Origin of the sequence: Streptomyces sp. AB3(2024) (assembly GCF_041862025.1) — a bacterium.
GTDB lineage: Bacteria > Actinomycetota > Actinomycetes > Streptomycetales > Streptomycetaceae > Streptomyces.
The window spans coordinates 1-17,769 of sequence record NZ_JBGWAB010000005.1 but is presented as its reverse complement, the minus strand read 5'-3'; the positions used below and the strand labels follow the sequence as shown (position 1 = coordinate 17,769).

Here is a 17,769-nt window from a genome sequence, read left to right as displayed (position 1 = left end):
ATCGCCAGTCCAGGCAACCGGGGGCCGGTGCGGCCCGTCTTCAGGGGTGGAAGTGCGGCCGGGAGCGGTGCCGCTCCTGGGTGAAATGCGCCCCGCGGATGTGACGGCGGTCTCACGGGAGCGGTGGCCGGGTCGGCCGGCGAGGGTGTGCGCGATGACCTTCGTCCCCGCTCTGACCTGCGCCTCCACGGGCTCTCGCGACGGTCCTGTCAGATCCGCGTAAAGGATGGCGGGGCAGGATACTGCAAGATCTCGGAAAACAGGGACCGGCTGGGGAATTCTGTCCCGATTCCAGTCGTTGTTTCCTTCGGAAGCGGGCACTCGGGAGAGTGTCCGAGGACGCACCGCGACCGACTCACCGCATCGCAAGGGAGCACGCATGGCAACCCGCGCCGTCGCCCGTCGTCAGTCCGCGAGCAGCGCCCGCGCTGTGGGCGGGGAGATCGCCGATCGCGACCTGGTCGGCATGTACCTCGACGAGATCGCGCGCACCCCGCTGCTCGACGCCGCCAGGGAAGTGGAGCTCTCGCAGATCATCGAGGCGGGCGTCTACGCCCGGCAGATCCTCGACGAGGCGACCGAGCGCGAGGGGGACGCCCCCGCGCGCGAGGAGCTGGAGGCCCTGGCCGCCGAGGGCGAGCGCGCCAAGGAAGTCTTCATCCGTTCCAACCTCCGCCTGGTCGTGGCCGTCGCCCGCCGCTATCCGCGCAGCGGGCTGCCCCTCCTCGACCTCATCCAGGAGGGCAACGCCGGCCTGGTCCGCGCCGTCGAGAAGTTCGACTACGCCAAGGGCTTCAAGTTCTCGACGTACGCCACGTGGTGGATCCGCCAGGCCATCACCCGCTCCATCGCCGACCAGTCCCGCACCATCCGCCTCCCCGTCCACCTGGTCGAGGAACTCGGCCGGATCCGCCGGGTGCAGCGCGAGTTCAACCGCGAGAACGGCCGCGACCCGGAGCACGCGGAGATCGCCGCCGAACTCGACTCCACCGAGAAGCGCGTCGGCGACGTCCTGGACTGGGCGCGCGACCCGGTCAGCCTCAACATGTCGGTGGACGACGAGGGTGACACCCAGTTCGGCGACCTGTTGGAGGACACCTCGGCGATCTCGCCCGAGCAGTCCGTGCTCTCGCTGCTGCGCAGCGAGGAGCTGGAGGACCTCCTCGGCAAGCTGGACCAGCGCACGGCGTCCATCATCAAGATGCGGTACGGCATCGAGGACGGCCGCGAACGGACCCTGACGGAGGTCGGCAAGCAGCACGGCCTCACCCGCGAGAGGATCCGGCAGATCGAGAAGCACGCGCTGCTCGAACTCAAGCGCATGGCCCGCGACACCGGCTTCGACGCCGTGGCCTGACCGGCCCGCGTCCCGCCCCCCGGACGAGCCCCGGCACCTACCCCCCCCAGGTGCCGGGGCTCCCTCATGCCCGCCCCGGCCCCGCCCGCTCCCCGTCCGGGGCCGGGCCGCACGCACCCGCCCCCGCCGCCAGCCGGCCGGCCAGCGCCCGCGCGCTGCGCGCCAGGAACTCCGGCCCGCGCACCGTGAACGGCATCCCCGTCAGCGCCAGCCGCGCCGCCACCCACTCCGGGGCGTCCCCGCTCTCGAAGCACACGAGGGAGCCCTCACCCTCCGCCACGGCCGTCTCGCGCAGCCACCCCGGCAGCTCCCGCGGCGGCACGGCGAAGGACACCTCGACCGGATACGTCTCCCCGCCCTGCAGCCCGCGCCGCACGAAAGCGGCCGCGTCCATGGGCAGCTCCCGCGGGACGAACCGGGCCCCCGTCGCGAACGGTTCGCTCACCCGGTCCACGCGGAAGGTCCGCCAGTCCTCCCGCTCCAGGTCGTAGGCCACCAGGTACCAGCGGCTGCCGGTGCTCACCAGCCGGTAAGGCTCCACCAGCCGCCGCGAGCCGGCCCCGTCCCGCGCCCGGTAGGCGAACCGCAGCCGCTCCGGGCCGGCCACCGCCCCCGCCATCGTGGTCAGCGTGCGCGGGTCCACGCTCGGGCCGTCACCCCGCGTCAGGGCGACCGTCGCCGACTGCAGGGCGCCCACCCGGTGCCGCAGCCGGGCCGGAAGGACCTGTTCCAGCTTCGCCAGGGCCCGTACGGAGGCCTCCTCCACCCCCTCGATCGCGTGTCCGGCGCCCGCCCGCAGCCCCACCGCGATCGCCACCGCCTCCTCGTCGTCGAGCAGCAGCGGCGGCATCGCGGCGCCCGCCACCAGCCGGTACCCGCCCTCCGCGCCCCGCGAGGCCTCCACCGGGTACCCGAGGTCGCGCAGCCGCTCGATGTCCCGCCGGATCGTCCGCGGGCTCACCTCCAGCCGGACCGCCAGCTCGCTGCCCGGCCATTCGCGCGGGGTCTGGAGCAGGGACAGCAGGGTGAGCAGCCGGGCAGGGGTGTCGTTCATGGATCCAGATTGCCAGCGAATGCGGACACCATCTGACCTACATCCCGTCTAGGTTTCTCTCCATGAGCACCGAGACGTCCAAGACATCGCCCGAAAGAACGAACGGGCCCGTACGAGAAGAGCGGAACGCCGCCCCGGCAGAAGCATCAGGCTCCCCCGTCGACCCGCGCCGCTGGCTGGCGCTCGCCATCGTGATGACCGCGGCCTTCATGGACCTGGTCGACGTCACGATCGTCAACATCGCGATACCGAGCATGCGCCAGGACTTCGGCGCCTCCACCAGCGCGATCCAGTGGATCACCGCCGGGTACGCCCTCGCCTTCGCGGCGGGCCTGATCACGGGCGGCCGTCTCGGCGACATCTACGGTCGCAAGCGCCTCTTCCTCCTCGGCGTCGCCGGCTTCACGGCCGCCTCGCTGCTCTGCGGCATCGCCGCCGACCCCTCCATGCTCGTCGCCTCCCGCATCCTCCAGGGCGCCATGGCGGCCATGATGGTCCCGCAGGTCCTGGCGATCATCCACGTCACCTTCCCGCCGCACGAGCGGGGCAAGGCCTTCGGCATGTTCGGCGCGATCATCGGCCTCGGTGCCGTCTCGGGCCCGATGCTCGGCGCGCTGCTCACCGAGTGGAACATCCTCGGCCTCGAATGGCGCCCGATCTTCCTGATCAACCTGCCCGTCGGCATCGCCGCCATCCTCATGGGCCGCAGGTTCATCACCGAGTCCAAGGCCCCCAAGGCCCTGCGCCTCGACCTGGTCGGCGTCGTGCTCGCCACCCTCGCGCTGGTCATGCTGATCTTCCCGCTCACCCACGGCCGGGAGAACGACTGGCCGCTGTGGGGCTTCGTCTGCATGGGCCTGGCGCCCGTCGTCTTCGCCGCGTTCGTCCTCTACGAGAAGTACAAGATCCGCAAGGACGGCTCCCCGCTCGTCGAGCTGTCCCTCTTCAAGGTCAAGAGCTTCGCCGGCGGTATCGCCGTCCAGCTGACCTTCGGCATCGCGACCGGCATCTTCTTCCTCGTCTGGACGCTCTACATGCAGATGGGCCTCGGCTGGAGCGCCCTGCGCGCGGGCACCACCGGCATCCCCTTCTCGATCGCCGTCTCGGTGGCCGCGGGCATCTCCGTCCAGAAGCTCGTCCCGCGCTTCGGCCGCAAGGTGCTCCAGGCGGGCGCGCTGCTCATGGCCGCCGGCCTGCTCCTCTACATCTGGGAGTCCGACCACTACGGCATGGGCATCGCGTCCTGGCAGATGGCGGCCCCGCTGATCGTCATGGGCCTGGGCATGGGCCTGATCGTGGCGCCGCTGACCGACACCGTGCTCTCCCAGGTGCCGCGCGAGCACGCCGGATCGGCCTCCGGCCTGATCAACACCACCGGCCAGATGGGCAACGCCCTCGGCCTCGGCCTGACCTCCGTCGTCTTCTTCGGTGTGCTCGACGACGACATGATCTACGGCCCGCCCTACGTCGAGGCCTTCCGCAGCGCCCTGTGGTGGGTCGTGGCGGTCCTCGTCCTGATCTTCGCGGTGATGTTCCTGCTGCCGCGCAAGCAGGTCTCGATGGCCGACCAGCAGCGCGAGTACGAGAGCGGGAGCGGCGGCGAGGACGCGGTCGCCCCGACCCCGACCCCGGCCGCCTAGGCTCCGGCTCCGCGCACGGACATGCCCGCCCTCGTGGGCGGGCATGTCCGTTTCGCTTGGTCATATCCCCCATATGCGGGTACCGTCGGAGCCAAGGTCACACAACCGGGCATCGAACGGACGTAAACCCACATGTACGCACCCGAGCGCCAACAGGAGATCCTGCGCCTCGCACGCGAAGTCGGACGGGTCGACGTGCTCTCCCTCGCCGGGCGGTTCCAGGTCACCTCCGAGACCGTCCGCCGCGACCTCACCGCCCTCGACCGCGCCGGGCTGCTGCGCCGCGTGCACGGCGGGGCCATCCCGGCCGGCCGGCTCGGCTTCGAGCCCGACCTCACCTCCCGCGAGACCGCCGCCCCCGACGAGAAGGACCGCATCGCGGCCGCCGCCCTCGCCCGGCTTCCCGTCGGCGGCAGCGTCATCCTCGACGCCGGCAGCACCGTCGCCCGGGTCGCGGCCGGAATGGCCCGCATGGAGACGCTCGCGCTCACCGTGGTCACCCACGCCCTGCCCGTGGCCGCCGGACTCGCCGACCACGCCGGCGTCGACCTCCACCTCGTCGGGGGCCGCGTCCGCCACCGCACCCTCGCGGCCGTCGACGCCTGGGCCCTGCGCGCCTACTCCGAAATCCGCGCCGACGTCCTCTTCCTCGCGACCAACGGCTTCACCGCCGAGGTCGGCCTGACCACCCCCGACCCCGCCGAGGCCGCCGTCAAACGCGCCGCGATCGCCGCCGCCCGCCGCGTGGTGCTCCTCGCCGACTCCGCCAAGGCCGGCCAGGAACGCTTCTCCCGCTTCGGCTCCTTCGCGGACGTCGACGTCCTCATCACCGACACCGGGCTCGACCCGGCCCACCAGGCCCTGATCGAGGCCGCCGGTACGGAAGTCGTGCTCGTATGATCCTCACCGTCACCCCCAACCCCTCCCTCGACCGGACCTGCGAAGTGCCTGCACTCGTCCGGGGCGAGGTGCACCGCACCGCCGGGGACCGCGTCGACCCCGGCGGCAAGGGGGTCAACGTCGCACGGGCCGTCGCGGCGGCCGGCGTGCACGCCACCGCCGTCCTCCCGCTCGGCGGCGCCTCCGGCGCCCTGCTCGCCGAACTCCTCGGCGCACAGGGCGTGGACGTCACCGCCGTCTCCATCGCCGGAAGGACCCGGTCGAACATCGCGGTCGCCGAACCCGACGGCACCCTCACGAAGATCACGGATTCCTGATCGCGGGAGGCGCGGGCCCGGCCGCCCTCGCCTCGGCGCTGGCCCACGGGGCGGCCGCCGTCCAGCTGCCGGGCAGCGCCATGCCGACGCCCGCGGACCTGCGCCCGGACGCGGTCCGCGTCACCGCCGACCCGCCGCTGGACCTCCCCCTGACCGACGCCTGGCCGACGACGGAAGCCCGAGCGGAGGCGGGGGAGTCCGGCCCGGGGCTAACGGACCCGGGTCCGCATCTTCATCGCCCCGCGCGCGGCGGCCTCGCTCTCGTAGACCTCGCACATGTGGCGGCCGTCCGGCGTGGCCGTGTGCTCGACCTCCCACAGGCTGAGCTCCGTCCCGTCGAGCAGCACGAAGGAGTGCTCGTACAGGCTGAAACCGGCGTCCCGGCCGTCGGCCAGGCACCGTCGGCCGCCGAACGCCTGGGTGATCTGGTGCGCGTAGGCCGAGCGCAGCAGTGCCGCCACCCGCTCCCCGGGGCGGTCGGCGTTCTCCGCCCGGCGCAGCACCCGGCGGGCGTGGTCCGCGGACTGCTCCACCGTGTACTCGCGGTGCCGCTCCCTCGGCGCCGAAGCGGCGAACAGGGCTCCTAGGAGCGCCAGATCGCCGTCGAGGCCGTCCTCGTCCCCGCGGTCCCCGAGCGGTGACAGCACGGCGTCCGACGGGGTCTCACCGAAGATCCGTGCCACGGCGAGCCGGAGTTCGTCCTTGCCCGCGTACACCTCGCACCGGGTGCCGCGGTCGCCCTTCAGCCGGTAGGCGAGCTCCCAGAGGGAGACGGCGGCGCCGTCGGGCAGCAGGTAGGTGTGCCGGTGGGTCTCCCGCCACAGCCCCGCCGAGGGGCTGTGGTGCGTGGTGTACAGCGAAGAGCTGTGGGCGAGCGCCGCCCCCAGGCGCTCGACCAGCGGGTCCGGGAGGTCGAAGGAGTTGAGGGCGCGGCCCAGGAGTCGCTCGAGGTGCGCCTCGGTTGTCTCGTACGGATCGCTCAAGGTGGGTCTCCAGGCCGTCGCAGCTTGTCACTTCGCGGAAGCACAACGTAGCCCCTGGCGCTGACATCACGTCCGGGGTTCGGTAAAACGTCCGGGAAGTATCAGGGGTTCCCACCACACCTTCAGGTCAACTTGCGCACGTTTGGGCAGGGTTGGCGCCGTTATGTGGTTAATGGGGGGAATATGGGCGGCATGGCAACGAATACAGTGAGCGTCCCGCGCCAGCAGCGCCGCTCCGGCAACCGCCCCGAGGGCGAACCGGCCCCGCCGTCAAAGACGTTGGCCTGGCTGCTGGCCGTCACCGGGGCCGCCGGACTGCTGGCCTCCTGGGTGATCACCCTCGACAAGTTCCTCCTGCTGGAGGACCCGGACTTCAAGCCGGCGTGCAGCCTCAACCCGGTGGTCTCCTGCGGCAGCGTGATGAAGAGCGAGCAGGCCGCCGCGTTCGGCTTCCCCAACCCGATGCTCGGGCTGGCCTGCTACGCCGTCGTGGTCTGCGCGGCCGCGGGCCTGCTGGCCGGGGCCCGCTACCGGGGCTGGTTCTGGCTGGGACTGAACGCCGGCTCCCTCTTCGGCACCGGCTTCTGCGCCTGGCTGATGGTGCAGTCGCTCTACGAGATCAACGCCCTGTGCCTGTGGTGCTGCCTGGCCTGGACGGCGACGCTGCTGATGTTCTGGGCGGTCACGGCGTACACCGTCCGTACGGGGATCCTGCCCGCCCCGGGCCCGCTGCGGACCTTCTTCGCCGACTTCGGCTGGGCGCCGCCCGCGCTGCACCTGGGTGTGATCGGCATGCTGGTCCTCACCCGGTGGTGGGACTTCTGGACCGGCTGACCCGGCGGCCGCGCACGTGCGGGGGCCCCGGCGGCCGGACGCCGCCGGGGCCCCGTCACTTCGCTCCACGGGCGCCGTGGCCCTGACCGGGAGGGAGAGCGGGAATCAGCTGCCGATGGAGCCGTTGCCGGAGAGGACCGGGATGTTGTCCAGGATGTGCGAGAGCGGCTCGTCGCCCTTGGCCTGGGTGGAGTTCTCGGTGCACTGCTGGTTCTGCGGGTTGGACAGGACGTTGATGTCCTGGACGCCGATGTTGAGCAGGGCCACCAGCGACTGGGCGTTGACCTTGGCGGGCAGGGCGATGCAGGGCTTGTTCAGGCTGCCCTGGACCAGGCCGAGCTGCGGGCTCAGGTCGCCCTCGGTCTTCTGGTTGCCGTAGATCTGGGAGGCGCCGTTGCCGTTGACGGTGTTGATCCCGTTGTCGTTGCCGATGGCCATGGCCGGGGTCGCGAGGGCCGCGCCCGCCCCGACGGCGACGGCGGAGACCGCGGCGGCGGTCATGATCTTCTTGAACATCACTGGTCCTTCTTTCGCACGAGTGCCCACGTGTGGAGCGCCCTGGTCAACTGGCCAGCCGGGGGGTTGGTTCCGCCCCTTCACTCAATCGGCCCGTTCGCGCGGCGCTTTTTCCCCAACCCGGGTGAGGTCGCTCCGGACGCCTGCGCGAAGCCCGTACGCAGCCCCTGGCGCCGGCCGCGCGCTCACGATGCGGTTGCGCTCCGTACGAGGTGTTCGCACGGTGGGTGAAGGAGTGGATCAATTTGTTCCGCTTTTGTGCGACCACAGAAGGAAACCTCATGCACCGCACCAAGCCGTCCCGCGCCCGCGTCCTCGTCCCGTCGGCCCTCGCGGTCGTCATACTGTCCGGCGCGGCCGCCCCCGCGGGCGCCGCGGACGGTTCCGGTGCCACCGTCACCGAACGGGTGGCTTCCGTGCGGCGGCAGGTGGAGAGGATCGAGGAGCGGGTCGCGGCGGGCCCGGTCGACGACCTGCTCGCAGGCCTCGCCAAGACGCTGGAGGACCTCCTCAAGTCCCTTACGGGCCTGCTGCCCGCCGGGGTGAACCTGCCGTCGATCCAGCTGCCGAAACTGCCCGCCCTGCCGGCCATCCCGGGTCTGCCGGACCTCAAGCTCCCGCCGATCGAGCTCCCCAGGCTCCCGGTCACGGTTCCGGCCCTGCCGTCGACTCCGGCCGTCCCGCCGGTGGACGCCCTGGTTCCCGCGATCCCGTCAATCCCGACGATTCCGGACATTCCCCTGCGCAACTAGCCTGCGTGGACGGCGGGTTCCGGGTCCGATGGTTACGACTATTGGGCTGAACAGGTCAGATCCGGCCCGGAACCGTGTCGTCTCGGGTGGTGGACCGTTTCGCTCGGTGTGAGCCCCGGGATCGGGGCAGGACATCGAAGAGAAGGTGCACTTCCCATGAACTCTGCTGCCAAGAAGGCCGCCGTGGCCCTGGCCTCCGCCGGTCTCGCCGTTGCGGGTGCCGCGGGCGCCGCGTCCGCCGACTCCTCGGCCGAAGGCGCGGCCGTGGGTTCCCCCGGTGTTCTCTCGGGCAACCTGGCCCAGGTCCCGGTCCACGTTCCGGTCAACGTCTGCGGCAACTCCGTGAACGTCATCGGCCTGCTGAACCCCGCGTTCGGCAACGTCTGCGTCAACGACTGACGTACGTACGTCCCAGTCGGCACCACGTGACCGTGGGCGCCCCCGGCCTCGCCGGGGGCGCCCACGGTCATGTCCGGGGCCGGTTCACTGACCGCCGTTGAGCTTCACCCCGCCGAGCAGCGGGGACGCCTGGGTGGCGCCGTTCGCCAGACCGAGGACCTCGCCGGGGGCGTTGTTGCGGATGGTGTTGACCTTCTGCACGGTGTCGACGGCCTTGTCGACCGTCTGACCCTGCTCGGCCAGACCGTTGCCCACCGTCTGGGGGAGCGACTCGGTGACGGGACCCGCGGCGTTCAGCACCTCGGTCAGCCCGCCCGTCGCGCTCATGGGGGGCATGGAGGCCGGCGCGTCGGCGGCGAAGGCGGGGGTCGCGGCGCCGAGGGCGGCGACGGAGCCGACGACGACAGCGGCGACCTGGGAGAGCTTCATTATCGAAATCCTCTTCTTTTCGGGGGCGGAGGCATCGGCGGCGCCCGTCGCGCCGCTTTCGCCCTGGGTAACGATTACCCGCCGCCGCGGAAACGCGGACCGGGCACACGGCAGCGGCCGGAGAATCCGTCAAGGGATTCTCCGGCCGCTATTTCTTGCGATTCCTGCGATTCTTCTGATTACCGGTATTCCCGGTCAGGCGATCCGGGACCGCCGGTACAGGATCGCGCCGCCGAGGACCAGGGCCGCGGCGAGGGCCGCCGCGGCTCCGGCCTGGCCGGCCCCGGTCGCGGCCAGCTCCGGGGCCGTCGCGAGGGCGGGTGCCGGAGCCGTCGCCGGGACCGGCGCGGGGGCGGCCGTCACGGGGGGAGCCGGCGCGGGGACGGGAGCCGGCACCGGGGGCAGGTGCACCGGGACGTCACCGGCGGGGGCCGCCGGAGGCTGGTCGGCCGCGGGCACGGCCTCCGGAACCGGTACGGGGGCGGGCGCGGGGCGCTCCACGGGCAGGCTGCCGTGCGGCGGCCGGGGAGCGGGTGCCTCCTCCCGCGCGGCGGGCGGTGCGGGGGCCGGCGCCGGGACGGGCGCGGGGAGGGTGTGGGGCTGCTCCTCGGGCTGCTGCACCGGGTGCGGAGGCCGGGGAGCCTCCGGGGCCGGTACGGGTGCGGGGAGGGTGTGCGGCTGCTCCTCCGGCTGCTCCTCCGGCTGCGGGGCGGGTGCCTGCGCTGCCGGGACGTGCGGGGCCGGGGCCGGGTGTTCCGCGACCGGCGCCGGGTGGGGCGCGGGGTGCGGGTGCGACTGGGGCTGGGGCTTCGGCAGGGGCTTGGGCTGCGGGTGGTGCGGGGCGGGGGCGGGCGGGGCCGGGTGGGGCGCGGGGTGTCCGGCGTGCGGCGCGGGCTGCGGGGGGTGGTCGTCGCACTCCTCCTCGCCCTGGGGGCCCCGGTCCCCGTCACCGGGGCCGCCGTAGCCGCCCCGGTCCTCGTGCGGGTCCTGCTGCGGGCGGGGTGCCGCGTGCCGGGGGGCGTGGGAGCGGGGCTCCTCGTGGCCGCCGCCCCCGTAGCCGCGTTCCTCGTCCTGGCGCTGCGCGGGCAGGGCGTGCCGGCCGCCCCGGTGCTGCTCGCGCTCGTCGCGCTCGTCGAGGTAGCGCTCCAGGGCCGCGGAGCTCTCGGGGCTCAGGTAGCGCTCGTAGTCGTGGCCGGCGTCGGAGCCGGTCGTGTTGACGCAGGTGTTCCCCATCGCGGGGTTGAGCGCCGCACCCCCGTCCACGCTGTTGCCGCACACGTTGGGCGCGAACGTGATCGGTACCGAGACGCTGTTGCCGGACAGCACGCCCGGCGAATGAGAGGCCTCGGACATCGCCCCGGGATGCGCGTAGGCCGCGCCGGCCGCGATCGACAGCAGGCTGGAGGCGGCCGCCGCCGTGAGCACCCCCTTGCCGAGTACCTGTCGGCTCAGTACCTGTCGCATGGGTCTTTCCCTGTCTACCGGCGCGGGGGCCGGTGCTCAATCGAAGACGGCCTCGGAGTGCACCGCCGTGCACTCCGAGGCCACCCGAGGAGGTCTGCCCTGGTGGGCACAGGCGCTGCGTCAGGCGTTGACGCAGGTGTTGCCGAACGCGGGGTTCAGCAGCGCGATCACGTTGACGGTGTTGCCGCAGACGTTCACCGGGACGTGCACCGGGACCTGCACGAGGTTGCCGGACAGGACGCCCGGGGAGCCGACGGCCTGGCCCGCGGCACCCGCGTCAGCCATGGCGGGGGCGGCGGCACCGGCGGCCATCAGGATGCCGGCGGCCAGGACGACTGCCTTCTTGTAGGTCATTTGATTTCAATCCTTCCCGCAGAGGTGTATCCGCTGCACAAATAACAACGAGCGGCCGGGGGAAAAGAAACCGGGATTTTCCGGAGGGTGTGGACGAATTCACTCCGATGGTCCGGCCGCTCGTCCGTGCAATTCCCGCCCCCATTTGCGGTGGTGGAATTGGCGCGGTCCCGACATGCGGCGAGGCCGCCGCGCCCCGAGGGTGCGGCGGCCTCGCTGGCGCGGGGCGCTGGGTGCGGTCAGCTGCCGGCGGAGGCGTTGCCGGAGAGGACCGGGATGTTGTCCAGGATGTGCGAGAGGGCCTCGTCGCCCTTGGCCTGGGTGGAGTTCTCGGTGCACTGCTGGTTCTGCGGGCTGGACAGGACCGGGATGTCCTGGACACCGACGTTGAGGAGGGCCAGCACCGACTGGACGTTGGCCTTGGCCGGCAGGGCGATGCAGGGCTTGTTGAAGGAGCCCTGGATCAGCGCCATCTGCGGGCTCATGTTGCCGTAGGTGGCCTGATTGCCATAGATCTGCGCGGAGTTGTTGCCGTTCACGGTGTTGATGCCGTTGTCGTTCCCGATGGCCATCGCCTGCGGGGCCATGGCGGCACCGAGACCCACGACGGAGGCGGCAACCGCTGCGCCGGCCACAAACTTCTTGATCATTATCGTCCCTTTTTTGCAGGATTGCCCGGTACAGGAGCACCCGGATCAACGGCCCGCCCCCGGCCCGGGTTGCGTGACTTCACTCGGATGCCGCCGTTTCGGACGGCACGGTTGACGCTCAGGCGTTCACGCGGGTGTCGCCGAACGGGGGGTTGAGCAGGGCGGTCGCGTTGACGGTGCCGCCGCGCGCGGTCGCCCCGTCCCCGCCGCGCGCGCAGGGGAGGCCCGCGCCGCCCGGCGGCGTCGCGGCGCTCGCGGCGGCCGGCTGCGTGGCGCCGCTCGCGACGGCCGTGGTGGTGCCGCGCACCGGTCCCTTCCCCATCCCCGCTTTTCCTTTCGGTTCGAACAATGGTGCAACCCATAACGACCCGCCCGACACGAGGGTGCGATTCATCGCCCAAAAGGCCGTATGAGCGAGTCCGGCGTGATTTCCCGCCTGATTTCTGACAAAGTGCACTTCTGTTTTGTCCCCTTGATCGAAAATGGAGACAGGCGTCATGGGTTCCTCCCGCAGAATCCTCGGCACAGTCGGCCTGCTGTCCTGCCTCACGCTTTCCGCACTCGTCCCCGTGGCGGAGGCCGCCGCGCCCCCGGCCCCTTCCGCCGCCGTCCGCGAATCACCCCGGATCCCCTTCACGCAGCGTTACCAGGCGGTCCAGCACGGCGGCCTGGTCCGGGCTTCCAACTCCTCGATCAGCTGCCGCTCGGCCGAGTCCCCCCAGGCCGAGCCGTGCCCGGAGGTGCAGAAGGGGGCGGCCGGGGTCAACGGCGACTTCGAGATGTTCTACGACGAGGTCGACAAGGACCCCGACACCTACAACTCCACCCGGGCCGAACTCAAGGTGCCGCAGGGCGCGAAGGTCTCGTACGCCCGGCTGTACTGGGGCGGGAACCTGCGCGTGGGCGAGCAGAAGCCGCCCGAGGACAACGGCCGGGTGCTGGTCGCCGAACCGGGCGGCGCCTACAAGGCGGTGCTCGCCGACACCGTGGTCGGCCACCACACCGACGCGGGCAGCGACGCCTATCAGGCCTCCGCCGACGTGACCCCGATGGTGCGCAAGGGCGGCGCCGGCCTGTGGACGGTGGCCCAGCTCAACATCGCCATGGGGCACTCCGAAGTGGGTGCCTGGGGCGGCTGGACCCTGGTCGTGGCGTACGAGCACCCCCAGGAGCCGCTGCGCCGGATCTCCCTGTGGGACGGCTTCGAGTCGCTGGCCGCCGGCGCCGGGGAGGCCGCCGGGGAGACCGTGGAGATCGCGGGGCTGAACGTGCCGGCCGGGGCTGCGGGACGCGCCGGGGTGGTGGCGTACGACGGGGACCGCGGGACCCTCGGGGACTCGCTCACGGTGACCGCCGACAGTGGCCGCCGGATCAGCATCAGCGATGCCGAAAACCCTTTCAATGATGTGATGAATTCTACTATCACAGAATTCGGACGTCCCTCGTTCGTGCGACAGCCCGAACATATGAATAACCTCGGATATGACGCGGACGTGTTCGATCTGAGCCCCGCCCTGTCCGGGGGCGCCCACACCCTGAACTTCAGGTTCACGGGCGAAAGTCAGGGTCAATTCCTCGGTGTGCTCTTCGTTCAGACAGACGCGCGCCGCTGAACGCAGGAGACCACTTCCCGTGCGGAAACAGTCCTCACCAGCCCCCACACCCGCCCCGGAGCCCTTGACCGTCCTGCACCTCGTGCAGCCCGTCGACGGCGGAGTCGCCCGGGTCGTCACCGACCTCGTACGGGCCCAGGCCGCCGCCGGACTGCGGGTGCTCGTCGGCTGCCCGCGCGGCGGGCGGCTCACCGACGACGCCCGCGCCGCCGGCGCCGAGGTGCTCACCTGGCACGCCGGGCGCTCCCCGGGCCCCGGCCTGCCCGCCGAAGTGCTCGGCGCCGCCAGGCTGATCCGCCACGTCCGCCCCGACCTGCTGCACCTCCACAGCGCCAAGGCGGGACTGGCCGGGCGGATCGCCGTACGAGGCCGCGTACCCACCGTGTTCCAGCCGCACGCCTGGTCCTTCGACGCCGTCGGCGGCGCCACCGCCGCCCTCGCGCTGCGCTGGGAACGGACCGCAGCCCGCTGGGCCGACCGGGTGCTCTGCGTCAGCGAGTCCGAACGCCGGGCCGGGGAATCCGAAGGCGTCACCGCCCGCTGGTCCGTCATCCGCAACGGCGTCGACCTCGACCGCTTCCGCCCCGCCCACCGCGACCCGGACCGCGAACGCGCCGAGGCACGGGCCGCCCTCCCGCTGCCCGCCGGCCTCACCGGCGACGGGCCGCTCGCCGTCTGCGTCGGCCGGCTCTGCCCCCAGAAGGGCCAGGACGTCCTGCTGCGCGCCTGGCCCGAACTGCTGGGCAACGTCCCCGGCGCCCGCCTCGCCCTCGTCGGCGACGGCCCCGACGCCGAACGGCTGCGCCGCGCCGCGCCGCCCGGCGTGCACTTCGCGGGGGCCGCCGCCGACATCCGCCCGTGGCTTCGGGCCGCCGATCTCGTTGTACTGCCGTCGCGGTGGGAAGGCATGGCGCTCGCCCCGCTCGAAGCCATGGCCTGCGGCCGCCCGGTCCTGGTCTCCGACGTCAGCGGTGCCCGGGAGAGCCTGCCGCCCGGCCAGGGACGGCACTGCCTGGTACCGCCGGAGGACCCGACGGCGCTGGCCAAGGCCCTGGGACGGCTGCTCACCGAGCCGCGGCTGCTCACCGAACTCGGGGAGCAGGCCCAGCAGTACGCCCGGACGGAGTTCGACGTGCGGCGGACCACGGACGCGGTCACCGGCCTGTACCACGAACTGCTTGGCAGGCCCCGGCCCTTGAACCAGGAGAGCGTCAGCCGATGACGATGGACAGCGCACCCGCCCGGCACACGGGGCAGGGCGCCACGGCGCCCGCCGGCGGCGGCGCCTTCGCGCCCGCGCCACCCGCGGAAGCCCGCCGCACCGTGCCCGCGATCCACCCCCCGCGCGGACCCCGGACCGACCGGGCCCGGCCCGCCGTCCGGCCCCGGCGGACCATCCGCCGCGACGGCGCCGCCGCGCTGGTGACCGCCGACGCCCTGGCCGTCGCCGTCACCGCGGCCACCCTGCCCGCGGACGTCCTGCCGCCGTCGGCCACCGGCCCCTGCATCGTCCTGCTCCTCGTCCTCCTCGCCGCCCTGCACGCGCAGGGCGGCCTCTACCGGCCCCGGCTCACCCCCTCCGCCCTGCTCGAACTGCCCGCGCTGGCCGGGCGGGCCGCCGTGCTGTGGTGCGGGGCCGCCGCCGTCCTCGCCACCACCGGGCCGCGGCAGTCCCTCGGCTGGAGCACCCTCCTGGGCGCCGTCGCCCTCCAGACCCTCCTGGTCTGCGCCGGCCGCGGCACCGTCCACGCGCTCCGCCGCCGCTCGGCCCTGCGCCACCCCGTCTCCACCCTCGTCGTCGGCCCCGGGGACGGGGCGGGCGCCGTAGCCGCCGCACTGCACGGACGCCCCGAGTACGGACTGCGGCCCGTGGGCATCGCCGACACCGCCGCACCCGCCGACGGGGAACGCGGCCAGCTCCCCGTACTCGCCACCCACGAGGACGTCCGGCGCGCCGTCATCCAGAACTCCGTCCGACACGCCGTGTTCACCCGGCCCCCCGAAGCCGACGAACGCACCGCCTCCCTGGTCCGCCTCTTCCACGACCACGGCTGCCGGCTCTGGCTCGCCGACCCCGCAGGTACCGCCAAGGTCACCGGCATGCGCGTCGCGCAGCCCGCCGACCAGCTGTGGGGGTACGCCGTACAGCCGCTGCTGCCGCGCCCCGCCCGGACCGCCGAACGCACCGCGAAGCGGGCCATCGACTCCCTCCTCGCCGCCCTCGCCCTCCTCGCCGCCGCCCCCGTCATGGGCGCCTGCGCGCTGGCCGTACGGCTCTCCGACGGACCCGGGGTGATCTTCCACCAGGAACGGGTCGGCCTCTACGGACGCCCCTTCACCCTGCTGAAGTTCCGCACCCTGCGCGCCGACGAGCACGAGTCCGCCACCCGCTGGACCGTCGCCGGCGACCGCCGGATGAGCCCCGTCGGCTCCTTCCTGCGCAAGTCCTCCCTGGACGAACTGCCGCAACTGTGGAACGTCGTACGGGGTGACATGAGCCTGGTCGGTCCCCGCCCCGAACGGCCCTTCTTCGTCGCCAAGTTCAGCAGCGTCCACCCCGGCTACGAGGCCCGCCACCGGATGCCCGTCGGGATCACCGGACTCGCCCAGATCAACGGACTGCGCGGGGACACCTCCATCGAGGACCGGGCCCGCTTCGACAACCACTACATCGACACCTGGTCGCTGTGGCAGGACCTGTGGATCCTGGCGCGCACCGCGGCCTCCTTCTTCCGCTTCCGGCTGGGAGGGAGCTGACCGATGAGCCTCGCCACCGCCGGGCCCGCCCGGATCACGGACCTGGCCGGCCCGCTGCGCCGCCACTGGCCGCTGCTGCCGCTGGCCGCGACCGTCCTGTTCCTCCTCGCCCCGCTCCCCGCAGGGGACGCCACCGCCTCCGGGAAGGTCGGCCCCGCCGACGCCGCTTCGCTGCTGCTCGCCCTCGTCTGCGCCGTACAGGCCCTGCGGGGCCGGGTACGGACGCTGACCCCGCTGGGCGTGCTCGTCCTCGGGGCCCCGGGCGTCGGGCTTGCCGTCTCCACCATGACCGCCGGGGACCCGTACGCCGCCCTGCCCGGGTTCGTGCGCTACCTCCAGGTCTTCGTGCTCGTCCCGGCGGCCGTGGTGCTGCTGGTGCGCGACGCCCGCGAATTCCGGCTCGCCGCCGGGTGCTTCGTGGTGCTGGCCCTCGTCCAGGGCGCCGTCGGCGTCGCGCAGTTCGCGACCCACACCGGCGCCTCCTACCAGGGCGAGGACATCAGGGCCGTGGGCACCTTCGGCCCCGGCGACGTCATGGGCATGGCCACCGTCGTCGCGTACGGGCTGATCGCGGCCACCGCCGCCGCCCTCGCGCCCGGCCTCCCGGCCAGGGTCCGCAGGATCGCCGGGGGCTGCGCGCTGGTCCTGGTCGTGCCGCTGGTGCTGTCCTTCAGCCGGGGCGCCTGGATCGCCACTGCGGGGGCCGCGCTGCTGGTGATGGGCCTGGCCGGCATCCGGCGGGCACTGACGGTGCTGACCGCGCTGACCGCGCTGGGCGTGGTGCTGGTCGGCGGGCTCGGCGTCGGCTCCGAGATGGTCGCGGAGCGGCTGACCTCCATCACCCAGGTGTCGAGCGCGCCCGACCAGTCGGTCACCGACCGCTACACGATGTGGGCCGCCGCCGTGGCGATGTGGCGGGAGCGGCCGGCGGTGGGGGTGGGGCTCAAGGGCTTCCCCGCCCACCGGGACGGCCACTCCTCGCTCGGCCTGTCCTCCGGCAGCGACACCGCCGGCGCGGGCCAGGGGTTCATCAAGCAGCCGCTGCTGTCCCCGCACAACATGTACCTCCTCATCCTCGGCGAACAGGGCCTGACCGGACTGCTCGCCCTGGCGGGCGGCTGGGCGGCGCTCCTCGTCGCGGGCCTGCGCCGGTACGCCGCCGACCGCCCGGCGCGGGGGATCCGCGACTGCGGGCTGATCGCGCTCGGCCTCCTGGTGTGGCAGCTGACGGACTTCCTGTACGCGGACATCGGAGGCCCGTCCACCGTGCTCACCGGAGTGATCATCGGCCTGGCGGCCTGGTGGGCGCTGCCGTCGCCCGGGGGCGCGGGCGGTCCGGGCATTCCGGGTGTTCCGGGCGGCAGGGCCCTTGAGGGACCGGCGGCCCGGTGACCGACACGACTCCCTGGCGGCGGCCCGCGGCCGCGGCGACCGAGGTCGCCGCGCCCGCGGGCCGTCCGCCGCACCCGGCCCCGCCACACGGCTCCACCGGCTCCACCGGCGCCACCGGGTCCGCGGTCCCTGCCGGTTCCTCCGGGCGCGCCGGTGCGCCCGGGCCCGTCGGATCCGCCGGTTCTCCCGGATCCCCGGGATCCGCCGGAACCAGTTCCTCCGCAGGGGCCGCGGGGGGGGCGCGCGCGCCCCCCCCCCCCCCCCCCCCCCCCCCCCCCCCCCCCCCCCCCCCCCCCCCCCCCCCCCCCCCCCCCCCCCCCCCCCCCCCCCCCCCCCCCCCCCCCCCCCCCCCCCCCCC

The 17,769-nt window shown here is 73.2% G+C and carries 18 protein-coding genes and 1 pseudogene; 11 read left to right on the top strand and 8 right to left on the bottom strand.

Going from position 1 to position 17,769, the window contains the following annotated elements; genetic code table 11:
- Window positions 1–379: 379 nt before the first annotated feature.
- Window positions 380–1,357 (top strand): RNA polymerase sigma factor RpoD/SigA, encoded by a 978-nt coding sequence (locus tag ACEPPI_RS03295; RefSeq protein ID WP_373913736.1) that lies wholly within the window; start codon window positions 380–382, stop codon window positions 1,355–1,357.
- A gap of 64 nt (window positions 1,358–1,421) precedes the next feature.
- On the opposite strand, the gene ACEPPI_RS03290 is transcribed toward ACEPPI_RS03295, so the two are convergent.
- On the bottom strand, window positions 1,422–2,411 hold the full coding sequence (locus ACEPPI_RS03290; RefSeq protein ID WP_373913735.1) for a helix-turn-helix transcriptional regulator: 990 nt from the start codon (window positions 2,409–2,411) through the stop codon (window positions 1,422–1,424).
- Between the two features lie 62 nt (window positions 2,412–2,473).
- Between ACEPPI_RS03290 and ACEPPI_RS03285 the strand changes: the two genes are divergently transcribed.
- The 3 genes and pseudogenes from ACEPPI_RS03285 to ACEPPI_RS03275 all read left to right on the top strand — a co-directional run.
- Complete coding sequence (locus ACEPPI_RS03285; protein ID WP_373913734.1) at window positions 2,474–4,051, top strand: MFS transporter; 1,578 nt, start codon at window positions 2,474–2,476, stop codon at window positions 4,049–4,051.
- A gap of 132 nt (window positions 4,052–4,183) precedes the next feature.
- Window positions 4,184–4,951: a DeoR/GlpR family DNA-binding transcription regulator gene (locus ACEPPI_RS03280; protein WP_373913733.1), complete on the top strand. Its 768-nt coding sequence runs from the start codon at window positions 4,184–4,186 to the stop codon at window positions 4,949–4,951.
- A pseudogene (locus ACEPPI_RS03275) lies at window positions 4,948–5,426 on the top strand (PfkB family carbohydrate kinase); the annotation flags it as partial. The gene ACEPPI_RS03280 and the pseudogene ACEPPI_RS03275, both read left to right, overlap by 4 nt.
- 51 nt (window positions 5,427–5,477) lie before the next feature.
- On the opposite strand, the gene ACEPPI_RS03270 reads toward ACEPPI_RS03275, so the two are convergent.
- Entirely contained in the window at window positions 5,478–6,251 is a 774-nt protein-coding gene (locus tag ACEPPI_RS03270; RefSeq protein ID WP_373913732.1) for a DUF6227 family protein, read from the bottom strand.
- A 192-nt stretch (window positions 6,252–6,443) separates the two neighbouring features.
- Here ACEPPI_RS03270 and ACEPPI_RS03265 point away from each other — a divergent pair, with 192 nt between their 5' ends.
- Window positions 6,444–7,085 (top strand): vitamin K epoxide reductase family protein, encoded by a 642-nt coding sequence (locus tag ACEPPI_RS03265; protein ID WP_373913731.1) that lies wholly within the window; start codon window positions 6,444–6,446, stop codon window positions 7,083–7,085.
- Window positions 7,086–7,190: 105 nt separating this feature from the next.
- Here the strand turns inward: ACEPPI_RS03265 and ACEPPI_RS03260 are convergent, their stop codons facing one another.
- Window positions 7,191–7,601: a rodlin gene (locus tag ACEPPI_RS03260; protein ID WP_373913730.1), complete on the bottom strand. Its 411-nt coding sequence runs from the start codon at window positions 7,599–7,601 to the stop codon at window positions 7,191–7,193.
- 281 nt (window positions 7,602–7,882) lie between these two features.
- Between ACEPPI_RS03260 and ACEPPI_RS03255 the strand changes: the two genes are divergently transcribed.
- Window positions 7,883–8,353, top strand: a complete 471-nt coding sequence (locus tag ACEPPI_RS03255; protein ID WP_373913729.1) for a hypothetical protein — start codon at window positions 7,883–7,885, stop codon at window positions 8,351–8,353.
- 156 nt (window positions 8,354–8,509) lie between these two features.
- Window positions 8,510–8,752 (top strand): chaplin, encoded by a 243-nt coding sequence (locus tag ACEPPI_RS03250; protein ID WP_365626473.1) that lies wholly within the window; start codon window positions 8,510–8,512, stop codon window positions 8,750–8,752.
- Between the two features lie 84 nt (window positions 8,753–8,836).
- Here the strand turns inward: ACEPPI_RS03250 and ACEPPI_RS03245 are convergent, their stop codons facing one another.
- The 5 genes from ACEPPI_RS03245 to ACEPPI_RS03225 all read right to left on the bottom strand — a co-directional run bounded on the left by ACEPPI_RS03245 (window position 8,837) and on the right by ACEPPI_RS03225 (window position 11,971).
- Complete coding sequence (locus ACEPPI_RS03245) at window positions 8,837–9,181, bottom strand: hypothetical protein (protein ID WP_373913728.1); 345 nt, start codon at window positions 9,179–9,181, stop codon at window positions 8,837–8,839.
- Between the two features lie 195 nt (window positions 9,182–9,376).
- Window positions 9,377–10,645 (bottom strand): chaplin, encoded by a 1,269-nt coding sequence (locus ACEPPI_RS03240; protein WP_373913727.1) that lies wholly within the window; start codon window positions 10,643–10,645, stop codon window positions 9,377–9,379.
- A gap of 120 nt (window positions 10,646–10,765) precedes the next feature.
- Window positions 10,766–10,999 (bottom strand): chaplin, encoded by a 234-nt coding sequence (locus ACEPPI_RS03235; RefSeq protein WP_030238840.1) that lies wholly within the window; start codon window positions 10,997–10,999, stop codon window positions 10,766–10,768.
- A 239-nt stretch (window positions 11,000–11,238) separates the two neighbouring features.
- Window positions 11,239–11,649, bottom strand: a complete 411-nt coding sequence (locus ACEPPI_RS03230) for a rodlin (protein ID WP_373913726.1) — start codon at window positions 11,647–11,649, stop codon at window positions 11,239–11,241.
- 118 nt (window positions 11,650–11,767) lie between these two features.
- The gene (locus ACEPPI_RS03225; RefSeq protein WP_373913725.1) at window positions 11,768–11,971 is read right to left on the bottom strand and encodes a hypothetical protein; all 204 of its coding nucleotides are present in this window, start codon (window positions 11,969–11,971) and stop codon (window positions 11,768–11,770) included.
- Window positions 11,972–12,146: 175 nt separating this feature from the next.
- On the opposite strand from ACEPPI_RS03225, the gene ACEPPI_RS03220 reads away from it, so the two are divergent.
- From ACEPPI_RS03220 to ACEPPI_RS03205, 4 genes are all read left to right on the top strand, one after another.
- Window positions 12,147–13,262 (top strand): DUF3344 domain-containing protein, encoded by a 1,116-nt coding sequence (locus ACEPPI_RS03220; protein WP_373913724.1) that lies wholly within the window; start codon window positions 12,147–12,149, stop codon window positions 13,260–13,262.
- 64 nt (window positions 13,263–13,326) lie between these two features.
- Entirely contained in the window at window positions 13,327–14,484 is a 1,158-nt protein-coding gene (locus ACEPPI_RS03215) for a glycosyltransferase (protein WP_373913723.1), read from the top strand.
- On the top strand, window positions 14,481–16,019 hold the full coding sequence (locus ACEPPI_RS03210; protein WP_373913722.1) for an exopolysaccharide biosynthesis polyprenyl glycosylphosphotransferase: 1,539 nt from the start codon (window positions 14,481–14,483) through the stop codon (window positions 16,017–16,019). The genes ACEPPI_RS03215 and ACEPPI_RS03210 overlap by 4 nt, the downstream gene beginning before the upstream one ends.
- 3 nt (window positions 16,020–16,022) lie before the next feature.
- The gene (locus ACEPPI_RS03205; protein ID WP_373913721.1) at window positions 16,023–17,411 is read left to right on the top strand and encodes an O-antigen ligase family protein; all 1,389 of its coding nucleotides are present in this window, start codon (window positions 16,023–16,025) and stop codon (window positions 17,409–17,411) included.
- Window positions 17,412–17,769 lie beyond the last annotated feature (358 nt).

Bases quoted from the DNA above. Each gene is read 5' to 3' on its own strand.
- ACEPPI_RS03245 (WP_373913728.1), bottom strand. From the start codon at position 9,181: ATGAAGCTCTCCCAGGTCGCCGCTGTCGTCGTCGGCTCCGTCGCCGCC.
- ACEPPI_RS03240 (WP_373913727.1), bottom strand. From the start codon at position 10,645: ATGCGACAGGTACTGAGCCGACAGGTACTCGGCAAGGGGGTGCTCACG.
- ACEPPI_RS03295 (WP_373913736.1), top strand. From the start codon at position 380: ATGGCAACCCGCGCCGTCGCCCGTCGTCAGTCCGCGAGCAGCGCCCGC.
- ACEPPI_RS03285 (WP_373913734.1), top strand. From the start codon at position 2,474: ATGAGCACCGAGACGTCCAAGACATCGCCCGAAAGAACGAACGGGCCC.
- ACEPPI_RS03210 (WP_373913722.1), top strand. From the start codon at position 14,481: ATGACGATGGACAGCGCACCCGCCCGGCACACGGGGCAGGGCGCCACG.
- ACEPPI_RS03235 (WP_030238840.1), bottom strand. From the start codon at position 10,999: ATGACCTACAAGAAGGCAGTCGTCCTGGCCGCCGGCATCCTGATGGCC.
- ACEPPI_RS03230 (WP_373913726.1), bottom strand. From the start codon at position 11,649: ATGATCAAGAAGTTTGTGGCCGGCGCAGCGGTTGCCGCCTCCGTCGTG.
- ACEPPI_RS03290 (WP_373913735.1), bottom strand. From the start codon at position 2,411: ATGAACGACACCCCTGCCCGGCTGCTCACCCTGCTGTCCCTGCTCCAG.
- ACEPPI_RS03250 (WP_365626473.1), top strand. From the start codon at position 8,510: ATGAACTCTGCTGCCAAGAAGGCCGCCGTGGCCCTGGCCTCCGCCGGT.
- ACEPPI_RS03260 (WP_373913730.1), bottom strand. From the start codon at position 7,601: ATGTTCAAGAAGATCATGACCGCCGCCGCGGTCTCCGCCGTCGCCGTC.
- ACEPPI_RS03265 (WP_373913731.1), top strand. From the start codon at position 6,444: ATGGCAACGAATACAGTGAGCGTCCCGCGCCAGCAGCGCCGCTCCGGC.
- ACEPPI_RS03225 (WP_373913725.1), bottom strand. From the start codon at position 11,971: ATGGGGAAGGGACCGGTGCGCGGCACCACCACGGCCGTCGCGAGCGGC.
- ACEPPI_RS03280 (WP_373913733.1), top strand. From the start codon at position 4,184: ATGTACGCACCCGAGCGCCAACAGGAGATCCTGCGCCTCGCACGCGAA.
- ACEPPI_RS03205 (WP_373913721.1), top strand. From the start codon at position 16,023: ATGAGCCTCGCCACCGCCGGGCCCGCCCGGATCACGGACCTGGCCGGC.
- ACEPPI_RS03220 (WP_373913724.1), top strand. From the start codon at position 12,147: ATGGGTTCCTCCCGCAGAATCCTCGGCACAGTCGGCCTGCTGTCCTGC.
- ACEPPI_RS03255 (WP_373913729.1), top strand. From the start codon at position 7,883: ATGCACCGCACCAAGCCGTCCCGCGCCCGCGTCCTCGTCCCGTCGGCC.